Genomic DNA, 22,965 nt, shown 5'->3' with positions numbered 1-22,965 from the left:
TACAGCCTAGGTCAGGGGGCATGCCGTATCCACGGTGGTGCGACGAACGGTTTGTTGTCGGTGCCGAAATGATGCAAGTCAGCGTGAACGGCGCTGAATATCGCGCCAATGGCGTAACGCCCCCGGCAATCCCCCAACCTTTTTGACTAATCAAGAGAGCGGTTCAAAGCCGACGGTCCGCGTTGGTGCACCACGGCAGGGCAGTGCACGCTGGCAAGCCTTGCCGTAGGCCGATTTGGTGCGGTGCATTAAGAGCGATGCGCGCGTACCACACTTGGTAGAACGATTCCGTGAATTACTTTGCCGGGCATATGGGCTTTTGTTAAATTTGCGCGGCACTTCCGACACGGAAGTTAAGGAAACGGAGGAGCCCAACCTCATGCACACGGGGTCGGGCGGTTTGAGACAACTCTTTTATTACGAGCCCACATGAAAAAGTCTGCCATTCTGGTTGCAGTTGGCGCCCTGTTCGCAGGTTCTGCCTACGCCCAATCGAGCGTGACGCTGTACGGTATTGTCGATACCAGCATTCACTACATCAACAACGCCAACCAAGCTGGCAACAGCGTGACCCAGATGGAAAGCGGTGCTGTGTCGAACAGCCGCTGGGGCCTGAAGGGCTCGGAAGACCTGGGCGGTGGCAACAAGGCGCTGTTCGTGCTGGAAAGCGGTTTCAACTCGGACTCGGGCCGCATGAGCAGCACCGGTACGCTGTTCAACCGTCAATCGTTCGTGGGCCTGTCCAACAAGGACCTGGGCACCATCACACTGGGCCGTCAATACAACTTCGGCTTCACGACCGGCGGCAACTTCGACCCGCTGGGCGTGGGTAACTACGACGGCAACTCGTGGATGTACTACGGCCTGACCGGTCTGCGTGAATCCAACATGCTGAAGTACGAAGGCAAGTGGAACGGCCTGTCGGTCGGCCTGGCCTACGGCTTTGGCGAAGTGGCTGGCGCTGCAAGCCAGAACTCGTACGTTGGCGGTACGGTGGCCTATGAATTCGGCCCGGCCTACATCGGCGCCTTCGCACAACAGCACAAGGACGTTGCTGGCAACAAGCAAACCGTGTGGGGTATCGGCGGTAACTACACGATCGCCGCAGCCAAGCTGTTCGCAGGCTACATCGACAGCAGCGACGCAACGGGTTGCGTGAACAGCTCGGCAAACTGCGTCGGCGGCAGCGCTTTCGGCCTGAACATCTACGGCAACGCCACGTCGGGCGCTGGCCTGACCCCGGGCGCCACGAAGCGTCGTGACCACGTCGGCATCCTGGGCGTGACGTACAACGTCACCCCGGCGCTGGCTCTGACGGGCGCGTTCTACTACGACAGCATCAAGAACGCTGCTCTGACCGCCGGCAACGACGGCAAGCGCTACACCGGCGTTCTGCTGGCTGAGTACGCCCTGTCCAAGCGCACGCAAGTGTATGGCACGGTCGACTACAACAAGGTCAAGGACGCAGCTCTGCCGGAACTGTCGGGTGGCGGCAACGCAGCCGGCACTGGCAAGTCGAACCAGACCAGCGTTGGCGTGGGTATCCGCCACATCTTCTAATCGACGCTGTCACTCGATTGGGAATGGAAAAGGCGCCTTCGGGCGCCTTTTCTTTTGCCTGCTGTTTTTGTGCTTCGTCGGGCAAGGTTGCCTGGGCATCCGCCTACAATGTTGATTCCTGTTTCGTTCATCTGACATTGCGCCATGACTTCCGCACGTACTGCCCGCCGCCGTCTGATTGCCTCTGCCGTGCTGCTGTGCGCCGGCGTGCCGCTGCTTGCCGCTGTGCCCGCGCAAGCGCAGGACTATCCGGTCAAGCCGATCCGCATCATCGTCGCGTACCCGACTGGTGGCATTTCGGACAACGTGGCGCGTGCACTGGGCGAAAAGCTGTCGGCGCAACTTGGCCAGCCCGTGGTGGTGGAAAACCGCGCCGGGGCCGGCGGCAGCATCGGCATGGACGCCGTGGCCAAGGCGCCGCCCGATGGCTACACGCTGGGCTTTTCGTCGGTAAGCCCGCTCACGCTGAACCCGCATTTCAGCAAGCTGCCGTATGACCCGCAGAAAGACATCGCACCCGTGGCCAATGTCATGTACGCCCCGATGATCCTGCTGGGCACGCCCGCGTTCACGGGCAAGAGTTTTGCCGACATGCTGAGCCAGTCGCGCAGCAAGCCGGGCTCGATCCGCTGGTCGACATCTGGCCTGGGTACGGTGGGGCATCTCGCGCTGGAGCAGATCAAGTCGCAGGCGCATGTGGATATCACGCTCATCCCGTACAAAGGCGGTGGCCAGCAATTGACGGATGCGCTGGGCGGCCAGGTAGAGATCATGTCGACCAATGTTGGCCCGACGCTGATGCAACACATCGCGAGCGGCAAGCTGCGCCCGCTCGCGGTGGGCGCGCCGCACCGGCTCGATACACTGCCGAACGTGCCGACCTTCACCGAACTGGGTTACGCCAAGGCCAACATGGCGTCGACCTTTGGCGTGTTCGCGCCGGCCAAGACGCCTGCGCCCGTCATTGCCCGCCTGAACGCAGAGATCAACAAGGCGCTGGCTGCGCCTGATCTGCGTGATCGCCTCACGCAGGCCGCCGTGGTGCCGGCCGGCGGTACGGCCGAACAGTTTGCCGCGGCCATCCGCGCGGAATACGACAGCAACGGCCGCATCGTCCGCGCCGCAGGCATCAAGGAGCAGTGAACCGGCTTACGCCGTGAAGCGGTACCCGACGCCGACTTCGGTCAGCAGGTGTTCGGGCCGCGCCGGATCGCGCTCGAGCTTGTGGCGCAGATGGCCCATGTAGATGCGCAGATAGTGGCTGCTGTCGGAATGCGCGGGGCCCCAGACTTCGCGCAGCAGCTCGCGGTGCGTCATCACGGTGCCACGGCGGCCAAGCAGCACTGCCAGCAGCCGGTATTCGATGGGTGTGAGATGCACGGCTTGGCCATTGCGGCTGACCAGGCGGCGCGCGAGGTCGACTTCCACCTCGCCGAAGCGGATAACGCTGCCGCCGTCTTCGCCGCGCTTGGCGTGCCGTCGCAGCAGCACGCGCAGGCGCGCAACCAGCTCCCCCACGCCGAAGGGCTTCGTCAGGTAATCGTCTGCGCCGGCATCGAGCGCGTCGATCTTGTCGCGCTCATCCACCCGGGCCGAAAGCACGAGCACCGGCACTTCCGTCCAGGTGCGCAATTCGCGAATCAACTGCATGCCATCGCCATCGGGCAGGCCGAGATCGAGGATCACCGCATCCGGCTGACGCGTGCCCGCTTCGATCAGGCCGCGCTCGACGCGGTCGGCTTCATGGACTTCGCAGCCTTCCTCCTCCAGTGCAGCGCGGACGAAGCGTCGGATGTGCGGTTCGTCGTCGATGACGAGGACGGTGGGTGTGAATGTGAACGGCATGGCCCGCATTGTAGAGGGCGCGCCCATAAAAAAAACGGACCCCGAAGGGCCCGTTTTGCCTGCATGCGATACCGCTCCGCTCAAGCCTTCTTGGCCCAGGCGCTGCACCAGCCCTTGTTTGCGACGTCCTTGCCGGCGAACAGCGGGCAGGCGCCTTGCGCAGCCGCACCGCCTTGGTACAGGGCGCAATTGCCGCAATGCTGATCCGGCGTGTGCTTCGGGAATTTTGCTTTGTCGGCCTTGGTGGTGTCAGCCACGTAGCCCAGCGCTTTGGCTTGCGGGTCGGTTTCCGCCACCATCGGTGCAGCCAGTGCCAGGTCCGACATCGACATGACGGCGCCTGCGGCGGCCACGATGGGGATGCTCTTCAGGAATTGACGACGATTGGACATGCTGATTCCTTTTGTGGGAGTGTGTTGTGTGGCGTCCCGTGCCGCCCGTGCAATGCTCAGGCTCGCCCTAGGGGACAGCGGACGGCGTCGGCGCGCCATTTACCCGCTCGTGCATTCTGGCACAGCAATCGGCCGGCAGCATCTGCGTACGGTCAATGTTCCGCATACCTGAGTGCAGCAATCGGTTGCTTTCGTGGCCTTCGATCCACACCACGCAATGCCGCGGATGCACCGTGTGGTCGAGGAATGCCGGCGTCAGCGCAATCGCAGTCGTCCAAATGGCTGGTCCACTCCGGTGGCAATTTGCCGCAGAGGCGTGGGTGCTTACGCCAGCAGACCTTGCAGCGCCTTTAAGAATGCGTCGCATTCATCATCGGTGCCGACCGTGATACGCAGATGCTGGTCGATGCGCGGGAGCTTGAAATGGCGCACGAAGATGGCTTGCTCTTTCAGCCGCGCTGCCAGCGTTGCCGCGTCGTGGGCGGGATGCCGCGCGAACACAAAGTTCGCCATCGACGGCACGACCTCGAACCCCAGCGACTGCAGCGATTGCGTAAGCCGCGTGCGGCTCGCCACCACTCGTGCACACGTGGCACGGAAGTACGCATTGTCTTCGTAAGCCGCTTGGGCGGCCGCCTGCGCGAGGCGATCCAGCGGATATGAATTGAAGCTGTCCTTCACGCGATTGAGCGCCTCAATGAGCGCCGTATGCCCGAACGCAAAGCCCACGCGCATGCCGGCCAGCGAGCGCGACTTTGACGTCGTGTGCACCACCAGCAAATTCGGATAGCGGTCGATGAGCGCAATGGCGGACTCGGCGCCGAAATCGACATAGGCCTCGTCCACTACGACCACCGACGACGGGTTCGCGGCGACGATCCGTTCGATCTCTGCCAGCGGCAGCGCGTGGCCGGTCGGCGCGTTCGGGTTTGGAAACAGCACGCCGCCCGCGTCGCCAAGATAGTCATCGGCGCGGATGGAGAAGTCGTCCGCCAGCGGCACCACTTCGCACTGCACGCCGTACAGCCGCGCGTAGGTCGGGTAGAAGCTGTATGAAATGTCGGGAAAGCGCAGTGGCTTGTCGTGTTTGAGCAGGGCCTGGAAGACGTGCGCCAAGACTTCATCCGACCCGTTGCCCGCAAAGACCTGCTCAGGCTTGAGGCCGACCTGCACGGCAACCGTCTCGCGCAGCCGGCGCGACAGCGGATCGGGATAGCGGCGCAGGCTCTCGCCCGTCTGCCCCAGCTCGGCCGAGATTGCCGCCACCACGCGCGGCGATGGCGGGTACGGGTTCTCGTTGGTATTCAGCTTGATGGGCCGCGCGATGGCCGGCTGCTCTCCCGGGACGTAGGGCACAAGTTGCTGAACGATATCGCTCCAGTAACGGCTCACGGCTTGACTCCTGATGAGGTGACTATCTTCTAAGCGTGCCCGCAGCGCGATCGATGGATCGAAAAAGGCTGGGAAGCTGAATGAGGTTCGGGAATGGGCAGGCCTGCACGTTGCGGCAGAAGCGCGGTTCTGGCGTCGGAAAATCGTACAAGCTGCGTAAATCTTTGATTTTTGGCGCGCCCGGCTGGGATCGAACCAGCAACCCCTGCCTTCGGAGGGCAGTACTCTATCCATTGAGCTACGGGCGCATATCGGCACAGAACGCACCGAAAGAGAAGCCCCGCAGGATAGCGCATTTGGGCGCAAGCGTCCATCGCACTCCCGTGGACCGCTGGGTATGAGGCCTGCTGCAGCAACGTTTCGTTGGGTTTTTGACGCAGGTCGAAAAGCGGCGCCTAGGGCTGTCCCGCGTGTCAAAGGCCAAAGCATTACGGATATAATCGCGCGTTATTTGCCAGAAGAAAGACGGGGACAGGTCTGTCTGGGCCGACGCGGCGATTGATCGCCATGGTCTTCCTGCCCTCATCGCGATCCAATGCGGCCCCCACGCCCTGCCGGCGATGCTCGTGACCTTGCCGGCGGCGCTCTGAGGGCTCCAAGAGCGGTTTCACCATCCTGAGAGTTGAGCATGAGCGACGCGCAACACGACGAACACGAGCCTCTGATCAAGACCCCCAAGCAGCTGATCATCGCGGTGATCGCCGCCTTTGCCGTTCCCATTCTCATCATCATCCTGTTGGCCAATTACGTCGGCCTGGGTGCCAGGGAAGGCGCCGGCGGTTCCGGCATGTCGGAAGAGGCGGTCAACGATCGCATCAAGCCCGTTGCACAGCTCGAACTGAAAGACCCGAACGCACCGCACGTTTTCAAGACGGGCGAGCAGCTCTACAAGGAAGTCTGTGCGACTTGTCACGCAGCAGGCGTGGCTGGTGCGCCCAAGTTTGGCGACGCGGCAAGCTGGGGTCCGCGCCTGCCGCAGGGCCTGGATGGCCTGACGAAGGTGGCGCTGGCCGGCAAGGGCGGCATGCCCGCGCGCGGCGGCACGTCGCCGGATGACGTCAGCGACTACGAAATCGAACGCGCCATCGTCTACATGGCCAACTCCGCTGGCGGCAAGCTGCAGGAACCGGCTGCACCGGCGGGCGCGGGTGCAGCCCCGGCTGCAGCATCGGCATCGGAAGCATCGGCTCCGGCGGCGGCCCCGGCTCCGGCGGCTGCAGCGCCGGCACCTGCTGCAGCGCCGGCCGCACCGGCCGCCGCTGCCGCACCGCAAGCCTCGGCGGGGGAAGTTGGCAAAAAGGTCTACGAGTCGACTTGCCAGATGTGCCACGCCGCCGGAGTGGCTGGCGCGCCCAAGTTTGGCGACAAGGCCGCCTGGGCGCCGCGCATTGCCCAAGGCAAGGCCAAGTTGTATGAATCCGCGCTGCACGGCAAGGGCGCGATGCCGCCCAAGGGCACTTATGCCGGCTCCGATGACGACGTGAAAGCTGCCGTCGACTACATGGCCGCCGCTGCCAAGTAAGCCGTCCCGCATTCCCGAAGAAGCCCGCCTCGTGCGGGCTTTTTTGTTGCCTGCGCCGGCAGTGACACGCGTGAGGCATGTCGTTTGCTACGCCTAGTTCGAATGTGCGGAGAACGAGGCAACCATGCCGCTTCGTTCCGCATACGTCTGTGCAATGAGGCAAACGGAGGTTGCGATGCGAACGGAACGAACGACGCTGATCTACTGGGTGGCTGCCGCGCTGGCAATCGGTAGCTCGACCGCTATGGCGGCCGACAACTGGGTCAAGCTGGCCCCGCTGGCCGACAACGGCGGCTCGCTCTATCTGGACAAGGACTCCATCGAGCACAACAAGGATGGCACCGTGCGCGCCACGACGCGCGACGCCTATGACGCGCCGCGCAAGCTCTCGGACGGCAGGGCGTATCAGTACGACACGCGCACGTCCGTCTACGACTGCAAGGAGGGGCGCATCCTGCCGGTCAGCGCGCTGATCCAGGATAGCCAGCACGGTACGGTGCTCACCAAGACCATCGACGGCCCCCGCTGGGAGGCCGTCGTGCCGCGTTCAGAAGGCGAGGCGATCCTGCGCGCCGTTTGCCAGAAATAGCGTGTTGACGACGGCGTTACTGGACGGCCGCTGCCGGCGCGAGGTCGACGCGCAGCGTCCCGTCCGCATCCATGCGCGTGGTGCCGCGCGCAGCGGCCTCGCGGTAGTGATACAGGTCGAAGCGCAGCGGCCCACGCGTTGACGTATCGGTCACGAGAATGCGGCTGTTGGTGACCAGCACGTTGTACATCTTCAGGTCGCCGGACTGGATCCAGATGCGGCTGGCCGCGTCGGTTGGCGCAGACGCGCACAGGGCCGGCGCGGGGCCGAAGCCGAGCACCAGCCCGTCTGGCGTGACACGCGCCGTTTTCATCTGACCGATCAGCCGCGGCGGCGGAAACACCGTGTATTGGTCCAGCACCATCTCATTGCCGTCCAGCTTGGCGCCGTCGCGATTGAGCGGCGCCAGCTGCGACAACTCCAGCCCCATCCCCTTGAGCAGCGCCAGCGTCTGGATGCCCATCACGCGGGCCTCGGTGGGCGTATAGACGAGGTAGCGCGATTCCTTCAGCGTCAACGTGCCGCGCATGCCGAACGGCAGCCACACGCCGGGAAAATGATTGCGCAGCTTGAGCCCACCCGACACGTCGAGCACGCCGTCGCCGGGCGTGAGCGACAGCGCATTGAGCGAGCGCGGCGAATAGTCGAGCAGATACCGGTTGAACAGCGCGTCGAGCGAATCCTTGGGCACCGTCACTTCACCGCCGAGGATGCGGATGTCGAACTGGCCCGGATCGTCCATGTCGACGGGCTGCCCCGGCTTGTGCGGCACGAGCTGCGCGGTGAGTTGGTGCACGCGAAAGCCGATGTCGCCGGTGATACGGAAATCCACATCACGCATCTGCACCACGGGCGGTGCCGTGCCCGAGTCGCGCGCAACGGCGGGGCCGCTGGCGTTGGGTGCACCGGAGGACGGATCGCAGCGTTGCACCCATTGCTGGCGCACGGTGGTCAACTCCTTGCGCTGTGCGCCGGCCATGGGTGGCTCGGCGGCGCGGGCGACGGCGCTGGCAAGAAGACCGGTCAAGCCGAGCGTCACCACCACCAGGCGCAACATCAGGGCGGCGAGAGCGAAGGCGGGGGCGATCATGGCGCGGTCCTCTTGGCGAGTTGCAGGGCGGGCTTGCCCGCTTTGGCGACGGCAGGTGCCTTGGCGGCTCTGGCAGCGCTGAGTGTGTCGAACGACGGCATCAGCACGCGAATGCCGCCATCGGGCGAGAAGCGCAGTGACCCCGCCACCAGCTGATCGCGATAGCGGTACAGGTTGAACACGAACGGCTTGGCCGGATCGGCGACGACGATATCGATGCGCGCATTCATCGGCATCGAGCGCATGAAGCGGATGTCGCCGCCGCGAAAGAGGATGTACGGGCGCTGCGCGTCGGCGGCGTTGGCCAACGGCGGCATCTGCGGGTTGCCATCGCCGATCTGCATGAGCAACCCCTCGCGCGTGACGCGGATGGCGGAGAGCTTCAGATCCAGCGCGGGCGGCGGAAAGAGCTTGGGCACCTGCATGACGATCTCGCTGCCGGCCAACTGCACTGCGGGCGTGGACACCGGCAACAGATCGGCCAGTTCGATATGCGCGGCGCCCATCAGCGCGGTGGCGTCCTGGCCCCGGACTTTGACCACGTTGGGGCGGAACACGATGGTTTGCGGATCGCGCAACACGAGCGGACCACGCAGCTCGATCGGCACCCACGCGCCGCGCCGGCGCATCTCGGCGCGCATGTCGAGCGTGCCGTCGTCCAGCGAGAAAGTGAAGTTACGCAGCGGCGGATCATCGCCCGGCCCGCGCGCAAAGACCACAGTATTGAACAGTGCGGCCATGCTCTCAGCCGTGACGCGCACCGAGCCGCTCACCGGCTGCAGCGTGTACGACGACACATCGTCGAGCCATACCGGGTCGCCGGGCGCACGCGGCACCATGCGCAGCGCGAGCTGATCGACCAGGAAGCCCACGCCACCATCGAAGCGGAAATCGACGTGGCGCAGATACGAGATCGCATCGGGCTGGCCGGAGTCGCGCAGCGTGGCGGGCCGCACCTCGCGCGTGGCGAGATTGCCAGACTGGAATGGCGCGCGCGCCTGCGCCCGCGCGTCTTCAAGCTGTTTGGCTTTGTCAGCCTCGATGGCGCCGTGTCCGTCGCCGGCGGTGGCGCAACTTTGCAGCAGCAGCGCCGCAACGACCGCGCCCGCAGCCCGCAGCGCGCCATTTCGATGACGCAAGGTCAAGTCCCACATCGACGGTCTCCTCGTCGTGAGAAACGCACCGGAAACGTTCCGGTCACCGACGCGGTCTGTTGCCGCGCTCGTGTAGAATTTTTTGCATGCCTGCCCGCAAACCAACCGGCGACGCCGGTCCGCCTGCCAATCCGCCCGCCCGCGAGTTCACCATCGATGAACTCGCGCGCGCGGCCGAAACCACTGTCCGCAACGTCCGCTCGTATCAGGACCGCGGCCTGATCGATCCGCCCGAGCGGCGTGGTCGCGTGGGTATCTACACGCAGGCGCATCTGGGGCGGCTCAAGCTCATCAATCACCTGCTCGGGCGCGGCTACACGCTTTCCAACATCCAGGAGCTGCTCAAGGCCATCGTCGAGGGCCATGACCTGCGCTCCATCCTCGGGCTGGAATCCGCCATCGCCAGCCCGTGGTCGGACGAGTCGCCCAAGCATTACTCGCTTCTGGCGCTTGCCAAGCTGTTTGGCCGCGCCATGTCGCGTCAGGCGCTGGCGCGTGCCATCTCGCTCGGCCTGCTTGAACCCGATGGCCTTGGCTATCTGGCGCGCAGCCCGAAAGCGCTGCTGGCCGGCGCGCAAATGGCAAAGGCCGGTTTCCCGCTCGTCGAAGTGCTCGACATCATCGAGCGTGCCCGGCCGCATACGCAGGCGGTGGCCGACGATCTCGTCTCGATGGTCGTGCGCGAACTCGACAAGTACGGCAGCGATCTGCCACCGGTCGAAGACGTGCCGCGTCTGGTCGACGTGATCTGGCGCATCCGTCCGCTGGCGCTGGTGGCGGTCGAAGCCGAGCTGATGCGCGCGCTTGAGACGGCCGCCAACAAATATCTGGGCGACCGTGTGGCGCAGGTCATCGAGCACATGCATGAACCGCCGGGCAGCACGCCCGGGCCGGACAAAGGTTAGTGTCTCCGGCGCGCCCATGCATGGGGCGCGCCTTATCTATTTCTAGTTTGATCCCGATACGACGGGTGCTGCAGGCGTTTTGAATGCCTGCTCAAGATCCGGCCGCACCGGCCGTCGAGAGCTTGCGCCGGATCGACGGCGACGGTGCTTCCCCGTTGGCAGCCGCATAGGCTTCGATCTCCGAGATCAGCTTGGGCAGGCGTTCGAGTGCGGCGCGGTTGTCTTCATCCCACGGGTGGAAGGACGGCCGGAAGAAGTCGAAGAACTCCGGAATGATCTTGCGCAGCGGTGCCGGGTGGATCCACAGGTAATGGAACGCCTTGCCCAGACCGAAGAACTTGTTCTTGCAGGTGCGGTCGGCAAGGATCAGCCGCATGTGCACGTAGAACACCATCGCCCAGAAGGTGACAGTCGTCAGCAGCATCGTCGAGGTGCGCAGGATGTAACGGCGCAGGCCCGGCTTGATGGCGAGGTTCCACACGTCGTAGCTCACCGCCTTGTGCTCGGTCTCTTCCATGGCGTGCCACATCCAGACCTGGCGGTAGCCGGGTTCGGAGTTGCGGCCCAGGCCATCTTCATGGGCGAGTACCTGGCCGGCCAGCATGGCCGTGTAATGCTCCAGCGCAACCGTCACCGCCAACTGGTGCGACTTGGGCGTGTACTTTCGCAGCATGTTCAGGAACTTGCCGACAAAGCGGTCGATGCGCGTGGCGGGCAGGCCGGCGCGGTCGAGCAGGTCGTTGTACAGCACGTGTTCGCGCGTGTGCATCGCTTCCTGGCCGATGAAGCCGGCCACGGCCTGCTTCAGCTCTGGGTCGGTCACCAGATGGCGGTAGTTGCGCACGCTGTCCATGAAGAAGCGCTCGCCGGTCGGGAAGAAGATCGACAGCGCGTTCAGGAAGTGGGTGACATGCGTGCCTCGCTCGTGCCAGTTGCTGATGCGATCAGCCGGCAGGTGAGGATGCACGTCGCGGCGGACTGGCATCATGGGCGGTTCTCCTGGAATGTGGTTTCTGAAAGGCGCGTCGACGCGCGCCCCTGGTCGAGGAATGCACAGAGGTCGGTCCCCACGCGTACGGGGTCTTCCTCCATCGGGATATGGCCGAGCGCCGGATACATGCGCAGCGTGGCGCCGGGAATGCGGCGGGCAAATTCGCCGGCATGCGCGGGCGGGATCCACCGGTCGCGCTGGCCCCAGAGGATGAGCGTGGGCACTCGGATCGAGGCCAGCCCGCTGGAATCGACATCGTCAAAGCGGAACTTCGGCACCATCTTGCCGATGGCCTGTCGTGCACCGTCGGCATAGAAGAAATCGGCGTAGCGGCGCAGCGTGGGCTCGGACACGCGCGACGGGTCGCCATACACATCGCGCGTGGCGGCGCGGATGATCCCCTCGGGCAGCATCCACGGCGACGTCATCCGCACGCCCAGGTGATTGAACAGATCGATGTAGATCGGCAGCTTCATCGGAAAGCCGGCCGAGTCGATCAGCACGAGCTTCTCGACGCGACCCGGGTGCCGCACGGCAAAGTCCCACGACACCATGCCGCCCAGCGAATTGCCGATCAGCGTGAGTTTCGACAGGCCCAGCGTGTCGACAAACGCGTCGATGAAGTCGCGATACAGCGGCAGTTCCATCGTGCGCGGGCGGCCTTGCGCATCGCGCAGCGGGCCGGTGATGCCGAACGGCGGCAGGTCGAGCCGGATGACGCGGTAGCGTCGCGTGAGCTGCGGCAGCACGCCATCCCACGTGTGCAGTGACGCGCCAAAACCGTGGATCAGCAGCAGCGTGCCTTCGGAGTTGGCTGCGCCTTCATCGGTGTAATGCACGCGCGTGCCCATCAACGGCAGGTAGCGCGACTGCGGCTTGGCGTAGCGTGCGATCAGCACATCGCGGCCGATGCTGCGCAGGCCGATGCGGCCGGGGCGCAGCATGGCGCGTGCAACGTTGAGCAGGTTCGGGCGCGGGGGGCTGGCGAACAATTCTCCGGTGGTGGCCGTGTTCATCGGCGGCCTCCTACTTTGCGCGGGCGGTGGCCGGCGCCGTATCGTCGCGCAGCGCCTTTTTGCGCGTGCGGCGGGCTTCGCGCACGACCAGCGCCTGGTATGCGGCGGGCAGCAAGCGGGCCATCACATCGGCGGCGTGGGCGTCGGGGCCGATCAGCACACGACGCTTGTTCTTGCGCACGCCGTCCAGAATCACCTCCGCAGCCTTGTCGGCCGAGGTGATGAAGAGCTTCTCGAACTCCGCCTTGCCCTGCTGTTCGTCGCGCACCAGGAAGCCGTTCATGCTCGGCGAGACGCGGCTCGACTTGGCAATATTGGTCTTGATGCCGCCCGGGTGGACGCACGTGGCTGACACGCCGCAGTTCATCAGATCCAGTTCCTGGCGCAGGGCTTCGGTGTAGCCGCGCACGGCGTACTTGCTGGCGTTGTAGGCGCCCATGCCCGGCTGCGCAAAGATGCCGAAGATGCTCGACGTGTTGATGATGTGGCCGTTGCCGGTGGCTTTGAGCAGCGGCAGGAACGCCTTGGTGCCGTGCACGACGCCCCAGAAATTGATGTTCATGATCCAGGCCAGCTCGTCGTCTTCCATGCCTTCGATCGTGCTGGACAGGGCCACACCCGCGTTGTTGAAGATCAGGTTGACCTTGCCGTGCGCAGCGGCCGCTTCTTCTGCCCAGCGGTACACCGCGGCGCGGTCGGCCACGTCGACGGCGTGCGTGGTCACGCGGATGCGGTCGCCTTCGTGCGCGCGCACCAGTTGCAGCGTCTGCGCGAGCGCCGCTTCATTGCGATCGGCCAGTGCGAGGTGGCAGCCTTCGCGCGCCAGCTGCAGCGCCAGCGAGCGGCCCATGCCCGACGCGGCACCGGTGATGGCGGCAACCTGGTTGTTGAATGACTTCATGGCGTGGTCTCCGTGGGGCTGGCGCGCTTCAGACGCGGTCGAGCGCTTCTTCGTTGGGGGTGTTTTGGGCGGCCGGCACCGTGCGGGCGGGCACGCGCAGCGGCACACCCTTCGGTACGGCCATCGGGCGCGTGCGGTAATCGGCCAGCCGGAAATGCGCGGTGGCACGGCGGAACTGCCACGTAAAGCCCGGCCACAGCGTCGTGTTCTTGCCGGTCTTCGGATCGAGGTACCAGCTCACGCAGCCGCCGGCCGACCAGATCGCATTCGACAGCCGCTTCTGGATGCCGTCGTTGAAGCGGCGCTGCACGTCGGGGCGTACGTCGATGGCCGCCACGTTGTGCGCACGCATCGACTTCAGTGCGTCGACGATGTACGCCACCTGCGACTCGATCATGAACACCATCGACGAGTGGCCGAGCCCCGTGTTCGGGCCCACCACCATGAAGAAATTCGGAAAGCCCGACACGGTGGTGCCCAGGTAGGCCTCGGCGCCGTGCTTGTCCCACGCATCCACAATGTCGACGCCCTGGCTGCCAAGCAGCACGCCGCGCGGGAATGGGTCCGTCGCATGAAAGCCGGTGCCAAAAATCAGGCAATCCACCTCGCGCCGCTTGCCGTCGGTGGTGACGATGGCGTTGGGCTCCACACGTGCGATGCCGGAGGTGATCACGTCGACGTTCTCGCGCGTGAGCGCCGGGTAGTAGTCGTTCGAGATCAGGATGCGCTTGCAGCCGATGGTGTAGTTGGGCGTGACCTTCTCGCGCAGCACGGAGTCGGCAATGCGGCGCTTGATGTGGCTGCGCGCCATGCGTTCCACCGCCTTCATCAGCTTCGGATGAATCACAAAGCCGAGCACGCGCGACTCCAGCATCCAGTAGATGCCCGTGCGCATCAGCTTTTGCGTGAACGGCAGGTGGCGGAAGAGCCAGTGCTCGGCGCGCGACACCTTGCGGTCGGGCTTGGGCAGGATCCACGGCGGCGTGCGCTGATACAGGTCGAGGCGGCCGACCTTCGGCGCAATCTGCGGCACGAACTGGATGGCCGACGCGCCGGTTCCGATCACGGCCACGCGCTTGCCGCGCAGGTCGTAATCGTGCTCCCAGAGCTGCGAGTGGAAAGCCTTGCCCTGGAAGGTTTCGATGCCGGGAATGTTCGGCCAGGCCGGACGGCTCAGGCCGCCCATGCCGGAGATGAGCGTGCGCGCGCGGTAGCGGCGGCCGTCGGCCATTTCCAGGTTCCACACGCCGGCGGCTTCGTCAAACGTGGCGCGCGTCAGTTCGTGATGGAAGCGCACGTGCGGGCGCACGCCAAATTCATCGGTGCAGCGCTCCAGATACGCGCGAATTTCCGGCTGCGGCGAATACATACGCGACCAGTCCGGATTGGGTGCGAACGAAAACGAATACAGGTGCGATTGCACATCGCACGCGCAGCCGGGGTAGTGGTTGTCGCGCCACGTGCCGCCCACAGACCCCGCTTTTTCGAAGACGAGGAAGTTGTCGATGCCGTTCTGCTTGAGCTGGATCGCCATGCCCAGGCCGGCAAAGCCCGTCCCGATGATGGCGGCATCGATCAGGGCGGGGGCGTCAGGGCTGCGCGGGGTCGGCGCAAAAGCGTCGGGGCGCGGGAAATCGGTCCGTGCGTTCACGTGGTGTCTCCGTGGGCACCACATGGGCGCCTCTTAATGTGACATTGGTCGATGTCATCGTAGGAGGCCGCCAGGACCGAGTCAATCGGGCGATTGGAATGGCACGTCTAAAAGCGATGCATCGATCGCTTGAAACGGTTTTCCCTTATGAATCCGTCACTTGCGTGCGGTGCACAACGTCGGCTGACACGGGCAAGAAGGCGTTCAACAACGCGTTGATGTGCGTTAGCAGACGCAAAGCGCGCCTGCCGGCGGCATGGATGTCGTCATGGCTGCCATCGTGCACGGCATGACGGAAGGCTTCCGCCACAGCGTCGACGTCGGGGCTGTGCAGAAGTGCCAGTGCGCCGCCGGTGCGATGGGCCCACTGGCGCAGGGCGGGGCGGTCCATCGCGTCCAGCAGCGGCTGGAGCCGCTGCGCATCCTCGGCCAGCGACGACAGAAAGACCTGCGCCAACCCGGCTGCGGCCGGGTCCGTCCCGAGCGCGGCGTGCAGATCGTCGAGCGACAAAGTGAATGGATCTTCCGGGGGCGTGCCCGCAACCGCGAGACCATCGGGGCTCCACAGCGCAGACAGCGCTTCCTGCAGCGTGGCGAGGGTGGTTGGTTTCAGCAGGCTCGCGTCCATTCCAACGGCACGGCAGCGCGCGTGCTCTTCAGCGAGCGTCGTTGCGGTGATGGCGATGATGGGCAGGCGAGGCCCGTCGGCGCGTTCTTGTTCTTCGTGGCGGATGTGCCGGGCTAGGTCGAAGCCGTCCATGCGCGGCATGTGGCAATCGGTGAGCAAGGCGTCGAAACGGTGTTCGTGCAGACGCTCAAGCGCAACGACGCCATCTTCGGCCAGCGTGACCCGATAGCCGAGCAGACGCAGTTGCTTGGCGATCAGCTCGCGGTTGATCGGATGGTCTTCCGCCACGAGGATGTGTGCACCGGGCGCTTCAGTGGGCGCGGCGGCGGGAAGCGCGTGTACCGTCGCGCTGGCGGCTTGCATGGATTCGGGTTGCGGGAGGGCGCGCTCGCACGCCTGCACGAAAGCGTGCCAGCTCAGCGGATTGACGCTCAGCGGGTTGCCCGGTCCCGCATAGCCCGCTTCTGACGTGATGCGGATGGCGCGCGCGTCTGCCTGCACCGCCGAGGTCAGGAGGATGTCGGCGTTTGGTGGGTGGCCGGCCTGCAGCCCGGCCGCAACCGCGAATTGCGTGAGGCTGTGGCGCACGGCAGGGTCGTCCACCACGATGGCGACGCTGCGGCCCGCCAGTTGCGGCAGCGCATACCGCGCTTGCAGAACCGGCACGGCCAGCCGCAGCGTGACAGCGGTGCCGTATCCGGGGGCGCTCTCCATCAGCAGTTCACCGCCCATCAGACCCGCAAGCTGACGAGAAATCGCCAACCCCAGACCGGTGCCGCCGTAGCGCCGCGTGGTCGAGCGCTCGGCCTGCACGAATGGCGCGAACAGCGTTGCCTGCACCTCCGGTGATATCCCGATGCCCGTATCGATGACAGAGACGACGAGGTGCGCCGTGCCGTCCGTAACACGCGTGCAGTCGGCTGACAGTCGTACGCTTCCCGTGTCGGTGAATTTGATGGCGTTGGAAAGCAGGTTGAACAGAATTTGCCGTAGCCGAATGCTGTCGACAGAAACACTGGCCGGCACATCGGCGCCCACATCCACGTGCACGGCGAGCGATTTCTCGTGTGCGCGGCTTGCCAGTAGGCCGACCGTCCCGTCAAAGACTTCGCGAAGGTCTGTGGCTGAGGGGGAAATATCCAGTCGGCCGGCCTCGACCTTTGCGTAATCGAGGATGTCATCGAGGATATGCAGCAGCGCGCGCCCCGAATCCTGTACCAACGAAACCATCTGCTTCTGCTCGCCCTCGAGCTTCGTCTGCTGCAGCAGTTCGACCAGGCCGAGCACGCCGTTCATGGGCGTGCGGATCTCGTGGCTCATCATGGCCAGGAAGCGGTCTTTCGCGTGCAGGGCCGATTCCGCTGCGTTCTTGGCGGCTTCCAGCGCGTCGGCCTGCTCGCGCTCCGTGGTGACGTCGCTCAGGTAGCCGTTCCAGACCGTGCGGCCGTCCGGCTCGCGGTGCGGGATCGAGCGCGCGTGCAGCCACCGCACCGTCCCATCTTCACAAACGTGGCGGAATTGCTGGTCGAACGGCGTCAGGTGTTGCGCAGAGGCAAGCACCGTGTCGATCATGCGCTGCCTGTCCTCTTTATGGATGAGCCGTTCAGGTGTGGACAGGTAGCTCAGCAGGTCCTGGGGCTGTGCGCCGAGTGTTTCGTGCGCTTTGCCGGCCACGTAGGTGATGCGGCCCTGCCCCTGGCCCGGCGGCAGCTCAAACTGATAGACAAGCGCGGGCAACGACTCGGTGACCTCGCGCAGGCGCTGCTCAAGGCGTTCGGCCCGCGCCTGCGTTTCACGGATCTCGCTGATGTCGACCAGCGAGGCCACGGTGCCGGCAGGTTGCCCGTCCGGCAGGTGAAACGGCTCGATCCAGTACAGCACGTTGCGCGATTGGCCGTCCGGCGTGTCGATGATGAGCTCTTCGCGCGTGCTTTCGCTGGCCTGCGCCGCGCGTCGGTCGATATCGGACAGCGGCGACGTGTCGCCGACCGAATACAGCCCCAGCTCCTGTGGCGTGTGCCCGAGCAACGACGCGCGTGTCCGGCCGAACATGTTGCAGAACGCCGCATTCACGGCAACGTAACGGTGCGCGGCGTCATGGGCGACGAGCGGGAACGGCACGGCCTCCATCAGCGCGCGTTGGAAGCTCAGTTGCCGCGCCAGGCTTTCCTCGGCGCGGCGGCGCTGGTGGTTCTCACGGCGCAGTTGCATCTGCTTGATGGACAGTGCGACCAGTGCAGCCAGCACCAGCGCCGCCGCTGGCCCGAACTTGCCAAGCACAGCCGAAGTGGACGGCCCCAACTGGTAGCTGACCGACAGCCACTTGTTGCGGATGCTCACTTGTTCGCCTTCGGGCATGGCGAAGAGCGCGCGGTTGATGAGCGGCACCAGCGCAGCGTACCGCGACGATACCCCCACGCCGATGCTTTCGATCGTATTCGCAGAACCGGTCACCTTCAGCTCGCCTGGAAAGTGATGACGGATCAGCGCATCGGCCACCGGCAGGTTCACGATCGTGAAATCGGCTTCCCCGGTTGCCGTCATTGCCAATGCATCGCTGACCGAGCGTGCAGGCAGGATGCGAATCTTCGGCACATTCTGGTTCAGCAACGTGGTCAGGGTCTCACTTGCCGGCAGGGCGACGGTCTTGCCGGAAAGTTCGGGAAGCGCAGCCACCGTGAGCGCGTCGCTGCGCCCGACGATCACCATCGGTGTGGCATCGATCGGTTGAGAGAGTGTGAAGCCGGGCGGGCGGGAATCCTGATCGGATATACCGAGCAGGATGTCGACCTCGCCGCTGCGCGCCTTCGCGAGCGCTTCAGCCCAGTCGCGCACGGTCACCCGCTCGAAGCGCAACCCGAGCGTACGCGAGAGGAAGTTCTGATATTCCGGGAAGATACCCAGCATCCCGCCGCCCGTTCCGTTGAAGGTGTAGGGCATGTAGTCGGGGTCGGCGGCGTAGCGCAGGGGCGGGAGCGACGCGAGCATGGCCCGCTCGTTGTCCGACAGCTGCACGCCCATAAACGAACCGCCGCCTTGCGTGATCCACCGCGCGCGCAGCTCGCTCATGGTGGCGTCGGGCAACTGGGCGAGATGGCGGTCCAGATAGCGGATCAACATCGCCTGCCCGCGCGGCGCGGCAAAGTGCAGCGCGTCGACCTGCTGGTTCACAAGCTGCACGATGGAAAGCCGCCGGTAGCGAGGCTGCGACATCAACTCCCGCGTCGGATAGGTCACGCCCACGTAAGCGTCTGCCGCGTCATGCAGCACGGCGTCCAGGGCGTCTGCCGCCGTGGGCGTACTGATCAGGCGGATGCTCGGGTATTGCCCAGCCAACTCTTCTTCGAGCGAAGAGCCCTGCTCGACGGCGATGCGCATGCCGGAGGCAAACGGGTTCTGCGCGACTTGCGTGTTGTCGTTGCGCGCGACCACCGCGGTGGGACGTTCAAGGTATGGCGCCGAATAGATGAGGCAATGGTCGTACTGCGAGCGCGGCGCCACGCTCATGATGATGTCGACGTCGCCGCGGCAAGCCGCCTTGAGCAGCTCATCACGCCGTGAAAAGACGTGCGGGATGACGCGTACCTGATCCTGGGGAATCAGATGCATCAGCAGGTCACCGGAGAAGCCGCTGAGCCGGTCGGCCTCGACGCCCTCCAGCGGAGCCATGGCATCACTGATGACGCCTACGGTCACCTTGGGCGGAAACTGCGTCAGCCGTTGAACGGCCTGCGCCGCATCTTCCGCATCGGCATTGGGCGAGCTGCCCAGCCAGCCCAGCGCAACGGCACAGGCGAGCAACCCCGCGCCGATGCCGATGCGCAGGCGAGCCGACACCGAAAGCGTGACGCGGGCCATCGTCTCAGGCCTCGCTGCTGCCAAGCAGTCCGTGGCGCACGGCAAAGTCGAACAGCGCCGCCTCGGTGCCAAGCTCGAGCTTGCGCATGGCCGTCTGCTTCTGCGAGCTGATGGTCTTGACGCTGCGGTTGAGCTGCAAGGCAATCTCGCTGACCGTCTTGCCGGTCACGTACATGCGCAGCACTTCCAACTCCCGCTTGCCCAATTTGGCGACGGGGTCGTCGTGGACAGCCTGTGGCTCCCCGTTACGGCAGAGCAGCTTGGCATTGAGCATTGGCGAGAGATAGATGCGACCGCCCGCCGCCGCATGCATGCCTTCGAGGATGTGCTGTGGCTCGTCGGATTTGCTGACAATGACCTTGATGCCCGCGCGCAGGATGTTGCTCATCAGTGCGCGGGTCTCGAGCATGGTGAGCACCATCACGCGCAGGTCGGGGTGGCGGCGCACGAGGAATTCGAGCAGGAGGATGCCGTCGCCGTAGCGGCTGCCAGGCATGGCGTAGTCGGTGATGACAAGGTCGCATCGCACGCGACCCAGCACGGCGAGCAGCTCATCGGCGTTGCTGGCTTCGCCCACCACCTCGAAGCCGTCGACCCCCGATACGAGGCGCCGCACGGCCGCCACCACGCCAGGGTGATCATCTGCAATGACGAGTTGGACGGGGTTCTGCATTCGACGTGTCTCCGAGCGTGTAACGCGCGGCAATGTGTTTGCCGCATTGCTGAGAATCGCCGAAGCCTCCAGGGCGGAACATCGGAAACGTCCTATAAATGCGCCCCAATCCGCGCTCTTCTGGTGCAAATTTGTCGCAGCACGTTGCGATCGTGGCCATCATTTCGGATCGGGGCGGTGTACCGGTGCGTGGCACAATGCTGGCGATTGCCTCGCACGCTTGATCGCACCGATTTCCCATGACGCCCACATCCTCGACAGCACCTTCTGCGGCCGCACGCAAGCAGAGCGCCGAGCGCTCCACCTTGGTGAGCGCTGGCGTCAATTGCCTGCTCTCGGCGGGGCAGATTGCGGCGGGCCTGTGGTCGCACTCGCAAGGCCTGGTGGCGGACGGGCTGCATACGCTGTCCGACTTGATTGCCGATGGCATCGTCTTCATTGCCAACCGCAACAGCCACAAGGGGCCGGACGAAGACCACCAGTACGGCCACGCGCGTTACGAAAACGCAGCGTCGCTGGGCTTGGGGCTGCTGCTGATCGGGGCGGGCGCGGGCATGATCTGGGCCGCGGTGGAAAGCCTGCGCTCGCCGCAGGGGCCGACGCCCGTGCATGGACTGGCGCTGGTGGTGGCGCTGATCGCGCTGGCAGCCAAAGAAGGGCTCTTCCGCTACATGCTGGCCGTGGCCAAGCGCATCAACTCACGCATGCTGATTGCGAATGCGTGGCATGCGCGTTCCGATGCGGTGTCGTCGTTGGTGGCGGCCGTCGGCGTGGCGGGCAACCTGATGGGCTATCACTGGCTGGACCCGATAGCCGCCTGCATCGTCGGGCTGATGATTGGCCGTGTGGGTGTGCGCTTTGGGTGGGAAGCGCTCAACGACCTGATGGACCGCGCCTTGCCGCCCGCGCAGGTAGAGGCGATCCGGACCAGCCTGGAAGCCACGCCTGGCGTGATCAACGTGCACGACTTGCGTACGCGTGTGACAGGCGACCAGGCATTGGTGGACGCGCATATCGAGGTCGATCCGCGCGTCTCGGTAAGCGAAGGCCATGCGATTGCCGTGCGGGCCCGCACCAACGTACTCAGTGCGCATACGGCGATGGCGGTGCTCGACGTGCAGATTCACGTCGACCCGCGCGAGCACATCGCAACCGACCCCGTGCCGCTCCCCGACCGCGATGCGCTGCACGCCGTGCTGGCCCAACTGCTGCCGCCCGGCACGCCGCTGGACGCACGCCACTGCGTGCTCCATTACGTCGATGGCGCGGTGGAGGTCGACTTGGTCCTGCCACCAGCGCTGGCCGCCGAAATCGCCCGCATCGCCGATGCCATCCACACAAGGTGGGATGGTCTCGTGCGCCTGCGCGTGCTTGTTACGGACGCTTGAGGTTGTCGCGCTAGCGGCACTGGTCGACCGCGTTGGCCGGCTGCGTCTTGGCGGGGTCGAAGTGCAACTGCTCCAGCCCCTTTTCCGTCAGCGACATCCAGTCGATCGCGCCCGACGTGCGCAGCAAACCGGTGCTGCCGACCGGCCGCCATTGCACGCGCTTGCCGTCGGTGTTCAGCAGCGTGGCCGATAGCGTGAGCGAATCCGGCCCCGCGTGCAGTTGCAGCAGGCGGCCATCGGCGGCGGGCGTATAGGCGGTGTTCTGGTTCACGGCGATGCCCGCTTCGCGCACCGTTGCCGGCATGCATGCAATGGACGCGCGCACCTTGCCCGTCGTGTCGATCAAGTCGGCAAAGCCGTTGCCCTTGGCCACGCCGACCAGCAGGAACCGCTCGATCGCCGGCATCCACGTGACGCTGTAGGTGTAGTACTGCAGATGCTTGTGCAGAAGCTGCTCGCCGGTCACGCGTCCGCTAACGGGATCGAACACGGCGATTTTCAGATTGGCCTCGGTCTGGCCTGGCACGAACTGCTGCCAGGCAAGCAGCGCATTGGTGCTGCCGCCAGCCACCATGGGCCACCATTCGCGCCGGCCATCGGCAACGTCGACGTTGTGCAGGCGACGGCCTCGCCCGTCGTAGACCTTCAGGTAGACGCCGTTGCCGCTGCCGAGGTTGTCGACGCCACCGCCGGTGATCCAGCCGTCGGAGTAGAACACCACGAAACGGTCGCCCACGGCCGTGATATGGCCCGAATGGCTGCCGGATTCCACCAGTTGCGGATACGGCTTGATGGGCCGGAGCGCGGTGTCGTAGATGCCGAAGCGCTGGTTGACGTTTTCCGGCGCATTCCAGCCGTCTTCAAATGACACCATCACCTGGCCCGCGCGGTTGCGCGCCACCGTCACGGGCTCCTGCGCTTCGGGCTTCTGGATGAAGATGCGCGGGGCATCGAGCACGCCCGTGTCGGCATGCCATTGCGCGACATAGACATCGTGCGGCCAGTTTCCGCTGCGATCGGCACCGCGCGGCGGCAGACCCGAGCTACTGAAGAACACGTTGAAGGTGTCGGCCTTGGCGCCAGGCACCGCGCTGATGCCATGCATGTATTGACGCGGATCGGGGGCGCCAGCCGTCGCAACGGCGGGCAAGGCCAGCGCGCACGCAACGGTGAGCAAGGTACGGTGCAGGAAAAACAGTCGGGACACGTAGCGCTCCATCTTCATCGGTGGCTCGGGTGGCGGTTTCAGAACCGATTGGGCCACGGGCACCCGCCGAAGTTGCTGCGCGAATGGGGGAGCCCGTTTGGCGGAGAGGCGCTCGGTGGCACCCGATCCCGGGCGACCGTTTTACCCCCCGCCGAGGCGATCAAGTTTCAGTCCCGTGTGCCGTTCTTCACAAACAAGAGCGG

18 protein-coding genes and 1 tRNA gene are annotated in these 22,965 nt (G+C 65.1%); 6 read left to right on the top strand and 13 right to left on the bottom strand.

Features of this window, described 5'->3' with window-relative positions:
• Positions 1 to 429 precede the first annotated feature (429 nt).
• Positions 430 to 1,560 (top strand): porin, encoded by a 1,131-nt coding sequence (locus ACTJK6_RS21020; RefSeq protein ID WP_232041253.1) that lies wholly within the window; start codon positions 430 to 432, stop codon positions 1,558 to 1,560.
• A gap of 144 nt (positions 1,561 to 1,704) precedes the next feature.
• Positions 1,705 to 2,703, top strand: a complete 999-nt coding sequence (locus ACTJK6_RS21015; protein ID WP_440840083.1) for a Bug family tripartite tricarboxylate transporter substrate binding protein — start codon at positions 1,705 to 1,707, stop codon at positions 2,701 to 2,703.
• 6 nt (positions 2,704 to 2,709) lie between these two features.
• Here the strand turns inward: ACTJK6_RS21015 and kdpE are convergent, their stop codons facing one another.
• The 4 genes from kdpE to ACTJK6_RS20995 form a co-directional block, all read right to left on the bottom strand.
• On the bottom strand, positions 2,710 to 3,414 hold the full coding sequence (kdpE, locus tag ACTJK6_RS21010) for a two-component system response regulator KdpE (protein ID WP_260803857.1): 705 nt from the start codon (positions 3,412 to 3,414) through the stop codon (positions 2,710 to 2,712).
• Between the two features lie 71 nt (positions 3,415 to 3,485).
• Positions 3,486 to 3,797: a high-potential iron-sulfur protein gene (locus ACTJK6_RS21005; RefSeq protein ID WP_232041250.1), complete on the bottom strand. Its 312-nt coding sequence runs from the start codon at positions 3,795 to 3,797 to the stop codon at positions 3,486 to 3,488.
• A 324-nt stretch (positions 3,798 to 4,121) separates the two neighbouring features.
• The gene (gene hisC, locus ACTJK6_RS21000) at positions 4,122 to 5,189 is read right to left on the bottom strand and encodes a histidinol-phosphate transaminase (RefSeq protein WP_440840082.1); all 1,068 of its coding nucleotides are present in this window, start codon (positions 5,187 to 5,189) and stop codon (positions 4,122 to 4,124) included.
• 172 nt (positions 5,190 to 5,361) lie between these two features.
• Positions 5,362 to 5,437 (bottom strand) — tRNA-Arg (locus ACTJK6_RS20995).
• A 380-nt stretch (positions 5,438 to 5,817) separates the two neighbouring features.
• Here ACTJK6_RS20995 and ACTJK6_RS20990 point away from each other — a divergent pair.
• Both ACTJK6_RS20990 and ACTJK6_RS20985 read left to right on the top strand, forming a co-directional pair.
• Entirely contained in the window at positions 5,818 to 6,711 is an 894-nt protein-coding gene (locus ACTJK6_RS20990) for a c-type cytochrome (RefSeq protein WP_316870685.1), read from the top strand.
• Positions 6,712 to 6,886: 175 nt separating this feature from the next.
• Positions 6,887 to 7,300, top strand: coding sequence for a surface-adhesin E family protein (locus ACTJK6_RS20985; RefSeq protein ID WP_232041247.1), 414 nt, complete (start codon positions 6,887 to 6,889; stop codon positions 7,298 to 7,300).
• A gap of 16 nt (positions 7,301 to 7,316) precedes the next feature.
• Here the strand turns inward: ACTJK6_RS20985 and ACTJK6_RS20980 are convergent, their stop codons facing one another.
• Both ACTJK6_RS20980 and ACTJK6_RS20975 read right to left on the bottom strand, forming a co-directional pair.
• Positions 7,317 to 8,390 (bottom strand): DUF2993 domain-containing protein, encoded by a 1,074-nt coding sequence (locus tag ACTJK6_RS20980; RefSeq protein ID WP_440476309.1) that lies wholly within the window; start codon positions 8,388 to 8,390, stop codon positions 7,317 to 7,319.
• Positions 8,387 to 9,544 carry a hypothetical protein gene (locus ACTJK6_RS20975; RefSeq protein ID WP_440840081.1) on the bottom strand — a complete coding sequence of 386 codons (1,158 nt, stop codon included), beginning with the start codon at positions 9,542 to 9,544 and terminating at the stop codon, positions 8,387 to 8,389. The genes ACTJK6_RS20980 and ACTJK6_RS20975 overlap by 4 nt, the downstream gene beginning before the upstream one ends.
• A gap of 86 nt (positions 9,545 to 9,630) precedes the next feature.
• Between ACTJK6_RS20975 and ACTJK6_RS20970 the strand changes: the two genes are divergently transcribed.
• Positions 9,631 to 10,449, top strand: coding sequence for a MerR family transcriptional regulator (locus ACTJK6_RS20970; protein WP_232041244.1), 819 nt, complete (start codon positions 9,631 to 9,633; stop codon positions 10,447 to 10,449).
• A gap of 91 nt (positions 10,450 to 10,540) precedes the next feature.
• Here ACTJK6_RS20970 and ACTJK6_RS20965 read toward each other — a convergent pair whose 3' ends face one another.
• From ACTJK6_RS20965 to ACTJK6_RS20940, 6 genes are all read right to left on the bottom strand, one after another.
• Complete coding sequence (locus tag ACTJK6_RS20965; protein WP_232041243.1) at positions 10,541 to 11,437, bottom strand: metal-dependent hydrolase; 897 nt, start codon at positions 11,435 to 11,437, stop codon at positions 10,541 to 10,543.
• Positions 11,434 to 12,456 (bottom strand): alpha/beta fold hydrolase, encoded by a 1,023-nt coding sequence (locus ACTJK6_RS20960; protein ID WP_440840080.1) that lies wholly within the window; start codon positions 12,454 to 12,456, stop codon positions 11,434 to 11,436. The genes ACTJK6_RS20965 and ACTJK6_RS20960 overlap by 4 nt, the downstream gene beginning before the upstream one ends.
• Before the next feature lie 10 nt (positions 12,457 to 12,466).
• Entirely contained in the window at positions 12,467 to 13,357 is an 891-nt protein-coding gene (locus ACTJK6_RS20955) for an SDR family NAD(P)-dependent oxidoreductase (protein WP_440840079.1), read from the bottom strand.
• A 28-nt stretch (positions 13,358 to 13,385) separates the two neighbouring features.
• Entirely contained in the window at positions 13,386 to 15,008 is a 1,623-nt protein-coding gene (locus ACTJK6_RS20950) for a flavin-containing monooxygenase (RefSeq protein ID WP_440840078.1), read from the bottom strand.
• Positions 15,009 to 15,153: 145 nt separating this feature from the next.
• Positions 15,154 to 19,494, bottom strand: a complete 4,341-nt coding sequence (locus tag ACTJK6_RS20945) for an ATP-binding protein (protein WP_440840077.1) — start codon at positions 19,492 to 19,494, stop codon at positions 15,154 to 15,156.
• Between the two features lie 4 nt (positions 19,495 to 19,498).
• The gene (locus ACTJK6_RS20940) at positions 19,499 to 20,167 is read right to left on the bottom strand and encodes a response regulator transcription factor (protein ID WP_232041239.1); all 669 of its coding nucleotides are present in this window, start codon (positions 20,165 to 20,167) and stop codon (positions 19,499 to 19,501) included.
• Positions 20,168 to 20,406: 239 nt separating this feature from the next.
• Here ACTJK6_RS20940 and ACTJK6_RS20935 point away from each other — a divergent pair, with 239 nt between their 5' ends.
• Entirely contained in the window at positions 20,407 to 21,555 is a 1,149-nt protein-coding gene (locus ACTJK6_RS20935; RefSeq protein ID WP_232041238.1) for a cation diffusion facilitator family transporter, read from the top strand.
• A 10-nt stretch (positions 21,556 to 21,565) separates the two neighbouring features.
• Here ACTJK6_RS20935 and ACTJK6_RS20930 read toward each other — a convergent pair whose 3' ends face one another.
• Positions 21,566 to 22,780: a hypothetical protein gene (locus tag ACTJK6_RS20930; RefSeq protein ID WP_440840076.1), complete on the bottom strand. Its 1,215-nt coding sequence runs from the start codon at positions 22,778 to 22,780 to the stop codon at positions 21,566 to 21,568.
• Between the last annotated feature and the right edge of the window lie 185 nt (positions 22,781 to 22,965).

This window comes from Ralstonia sp. 22086 (assembly GCF_052045975.1).
GTDB lineage: Bacteria > Pseudomonadota > Gammaproteobacteria > Burkholderiales > Burkholderiaceae > Ralstonia > Ralstonia wenshanensis.
Note: the sequence above shows the minus strand (reverse complement) of the source record. Positions and strands in the feature narration are given on the sequence as shown.

Coding starts and splice junctions, on each gene's coding strand:
- ACTJK6_RS21020 (WP_232041253.1), top strand. CDS start 430: ATGAAAAAGTCTGCCATTCTGGTTGCAGTTGGCGCCCTGTTCGCAGGT.
- ACTJK6_RS21015 (WP_440840083.1), top strand. CDS start 1,705: ATGACTTCCGCACGTACTGCCCGCCGCCGTCTGATTGCCTCTGCCGTG.
- kdpE (WP_260803857.1), bottom strand. CDS start 3,414: ATGCGGGCCATGCCGTTCACATTCACACCCACCGTCCTCGTCATCGAC.
- ACTJK6_RS21005 (WP_232041250.1), bottom strand. CDS start 3,797: ATGTCCAATCGTCGTCAATTCCTGAAGAGCATCCCCATCGTGGCCGCC.
- ACTJK6_RS20990 (WP_316870685.1), top strand. CDS start 5,818: ATGAGCGACGCGCAACACGACGAACACGAGCCTCTGATCAAGACCCCC.
- ACTJK6_RS20985 (WP_232041247.1), top strand. CDS start 6,887: ATGCGAACGGAACGAACGACGCTGATCTACTGGGTGGCTGCCGCGCTG.
- ACTJK6_RS20980 (WP_440476309.1), bottom strand. CDS start 8,390: ATGATCGCCCCCGCCTTCGCTCTCGCCGCCCTGATGTTGCGCCTGGTG.
- ACTJK6_RS20975 (WP_440840081.1), bottom strand. CDS start 9,544: ATGTGGGACTTGACCTTGCGTCATCGAAATGGCGCGCTGCGGGCTGCG.
- ACTJK6_RS20970 (WP_232041244.1), top strand. CDS start 9,631: ATGCCTGCCCGCAAACCAACCGGCGACGCCGGTCCGCCTGCCAATCCG.
- ACTJK6_RS20965 (WP_232041243.1), bottom strand. CDS start 11,437: ATGATGCCAGTCCGCCGCGACGTGCATCCTCACCTGCCGGCTGATCGC.
- ACTJK6_RS20960 (WP_440840080.1), bottom strand. CDS start 12,456: ATGAACACGGCCACCACCGGAGAATTGTTCGCCAGCCCCCCGCGCCCG.
- ACTJK6_RS20955 (WP_440840079.1), bottom strand. CDS start 13,357: ATGAAGTCATTCAACAACCAGGTTGCCGCCATCACCGGTGCCGCGTCG.
- ACTJK6_RS20945 (WP_440840077.1), bottom strand. CDS start 19,494: ATGGCCCGCGTCACGCTTTCGGTGTCGGCTCGCCTGCGCATCGGCATC.
- ACTJK6_RS20940 (WP_232041239.1), bottom strand. CDS start 20,167: ATGCAGAACCCCGTCCAACTCGTCATTGCAGATGATCACCCTGGCGTG.
- ACTJK6_RS20935 (WP_232041238.1), top strand. CDS start 20,407: ATGACGCCCACATCCTCGACAGCACCTTCTGCGGCCGCACGCAAGCAG.
- ACTJK6_RS20930 (WP_440840076.1), bottom strand. CDS start 22,780: ATGAAGATGGAGCGCTACGTGTCCCGACTGTTTTTCCTGCACCGTACC.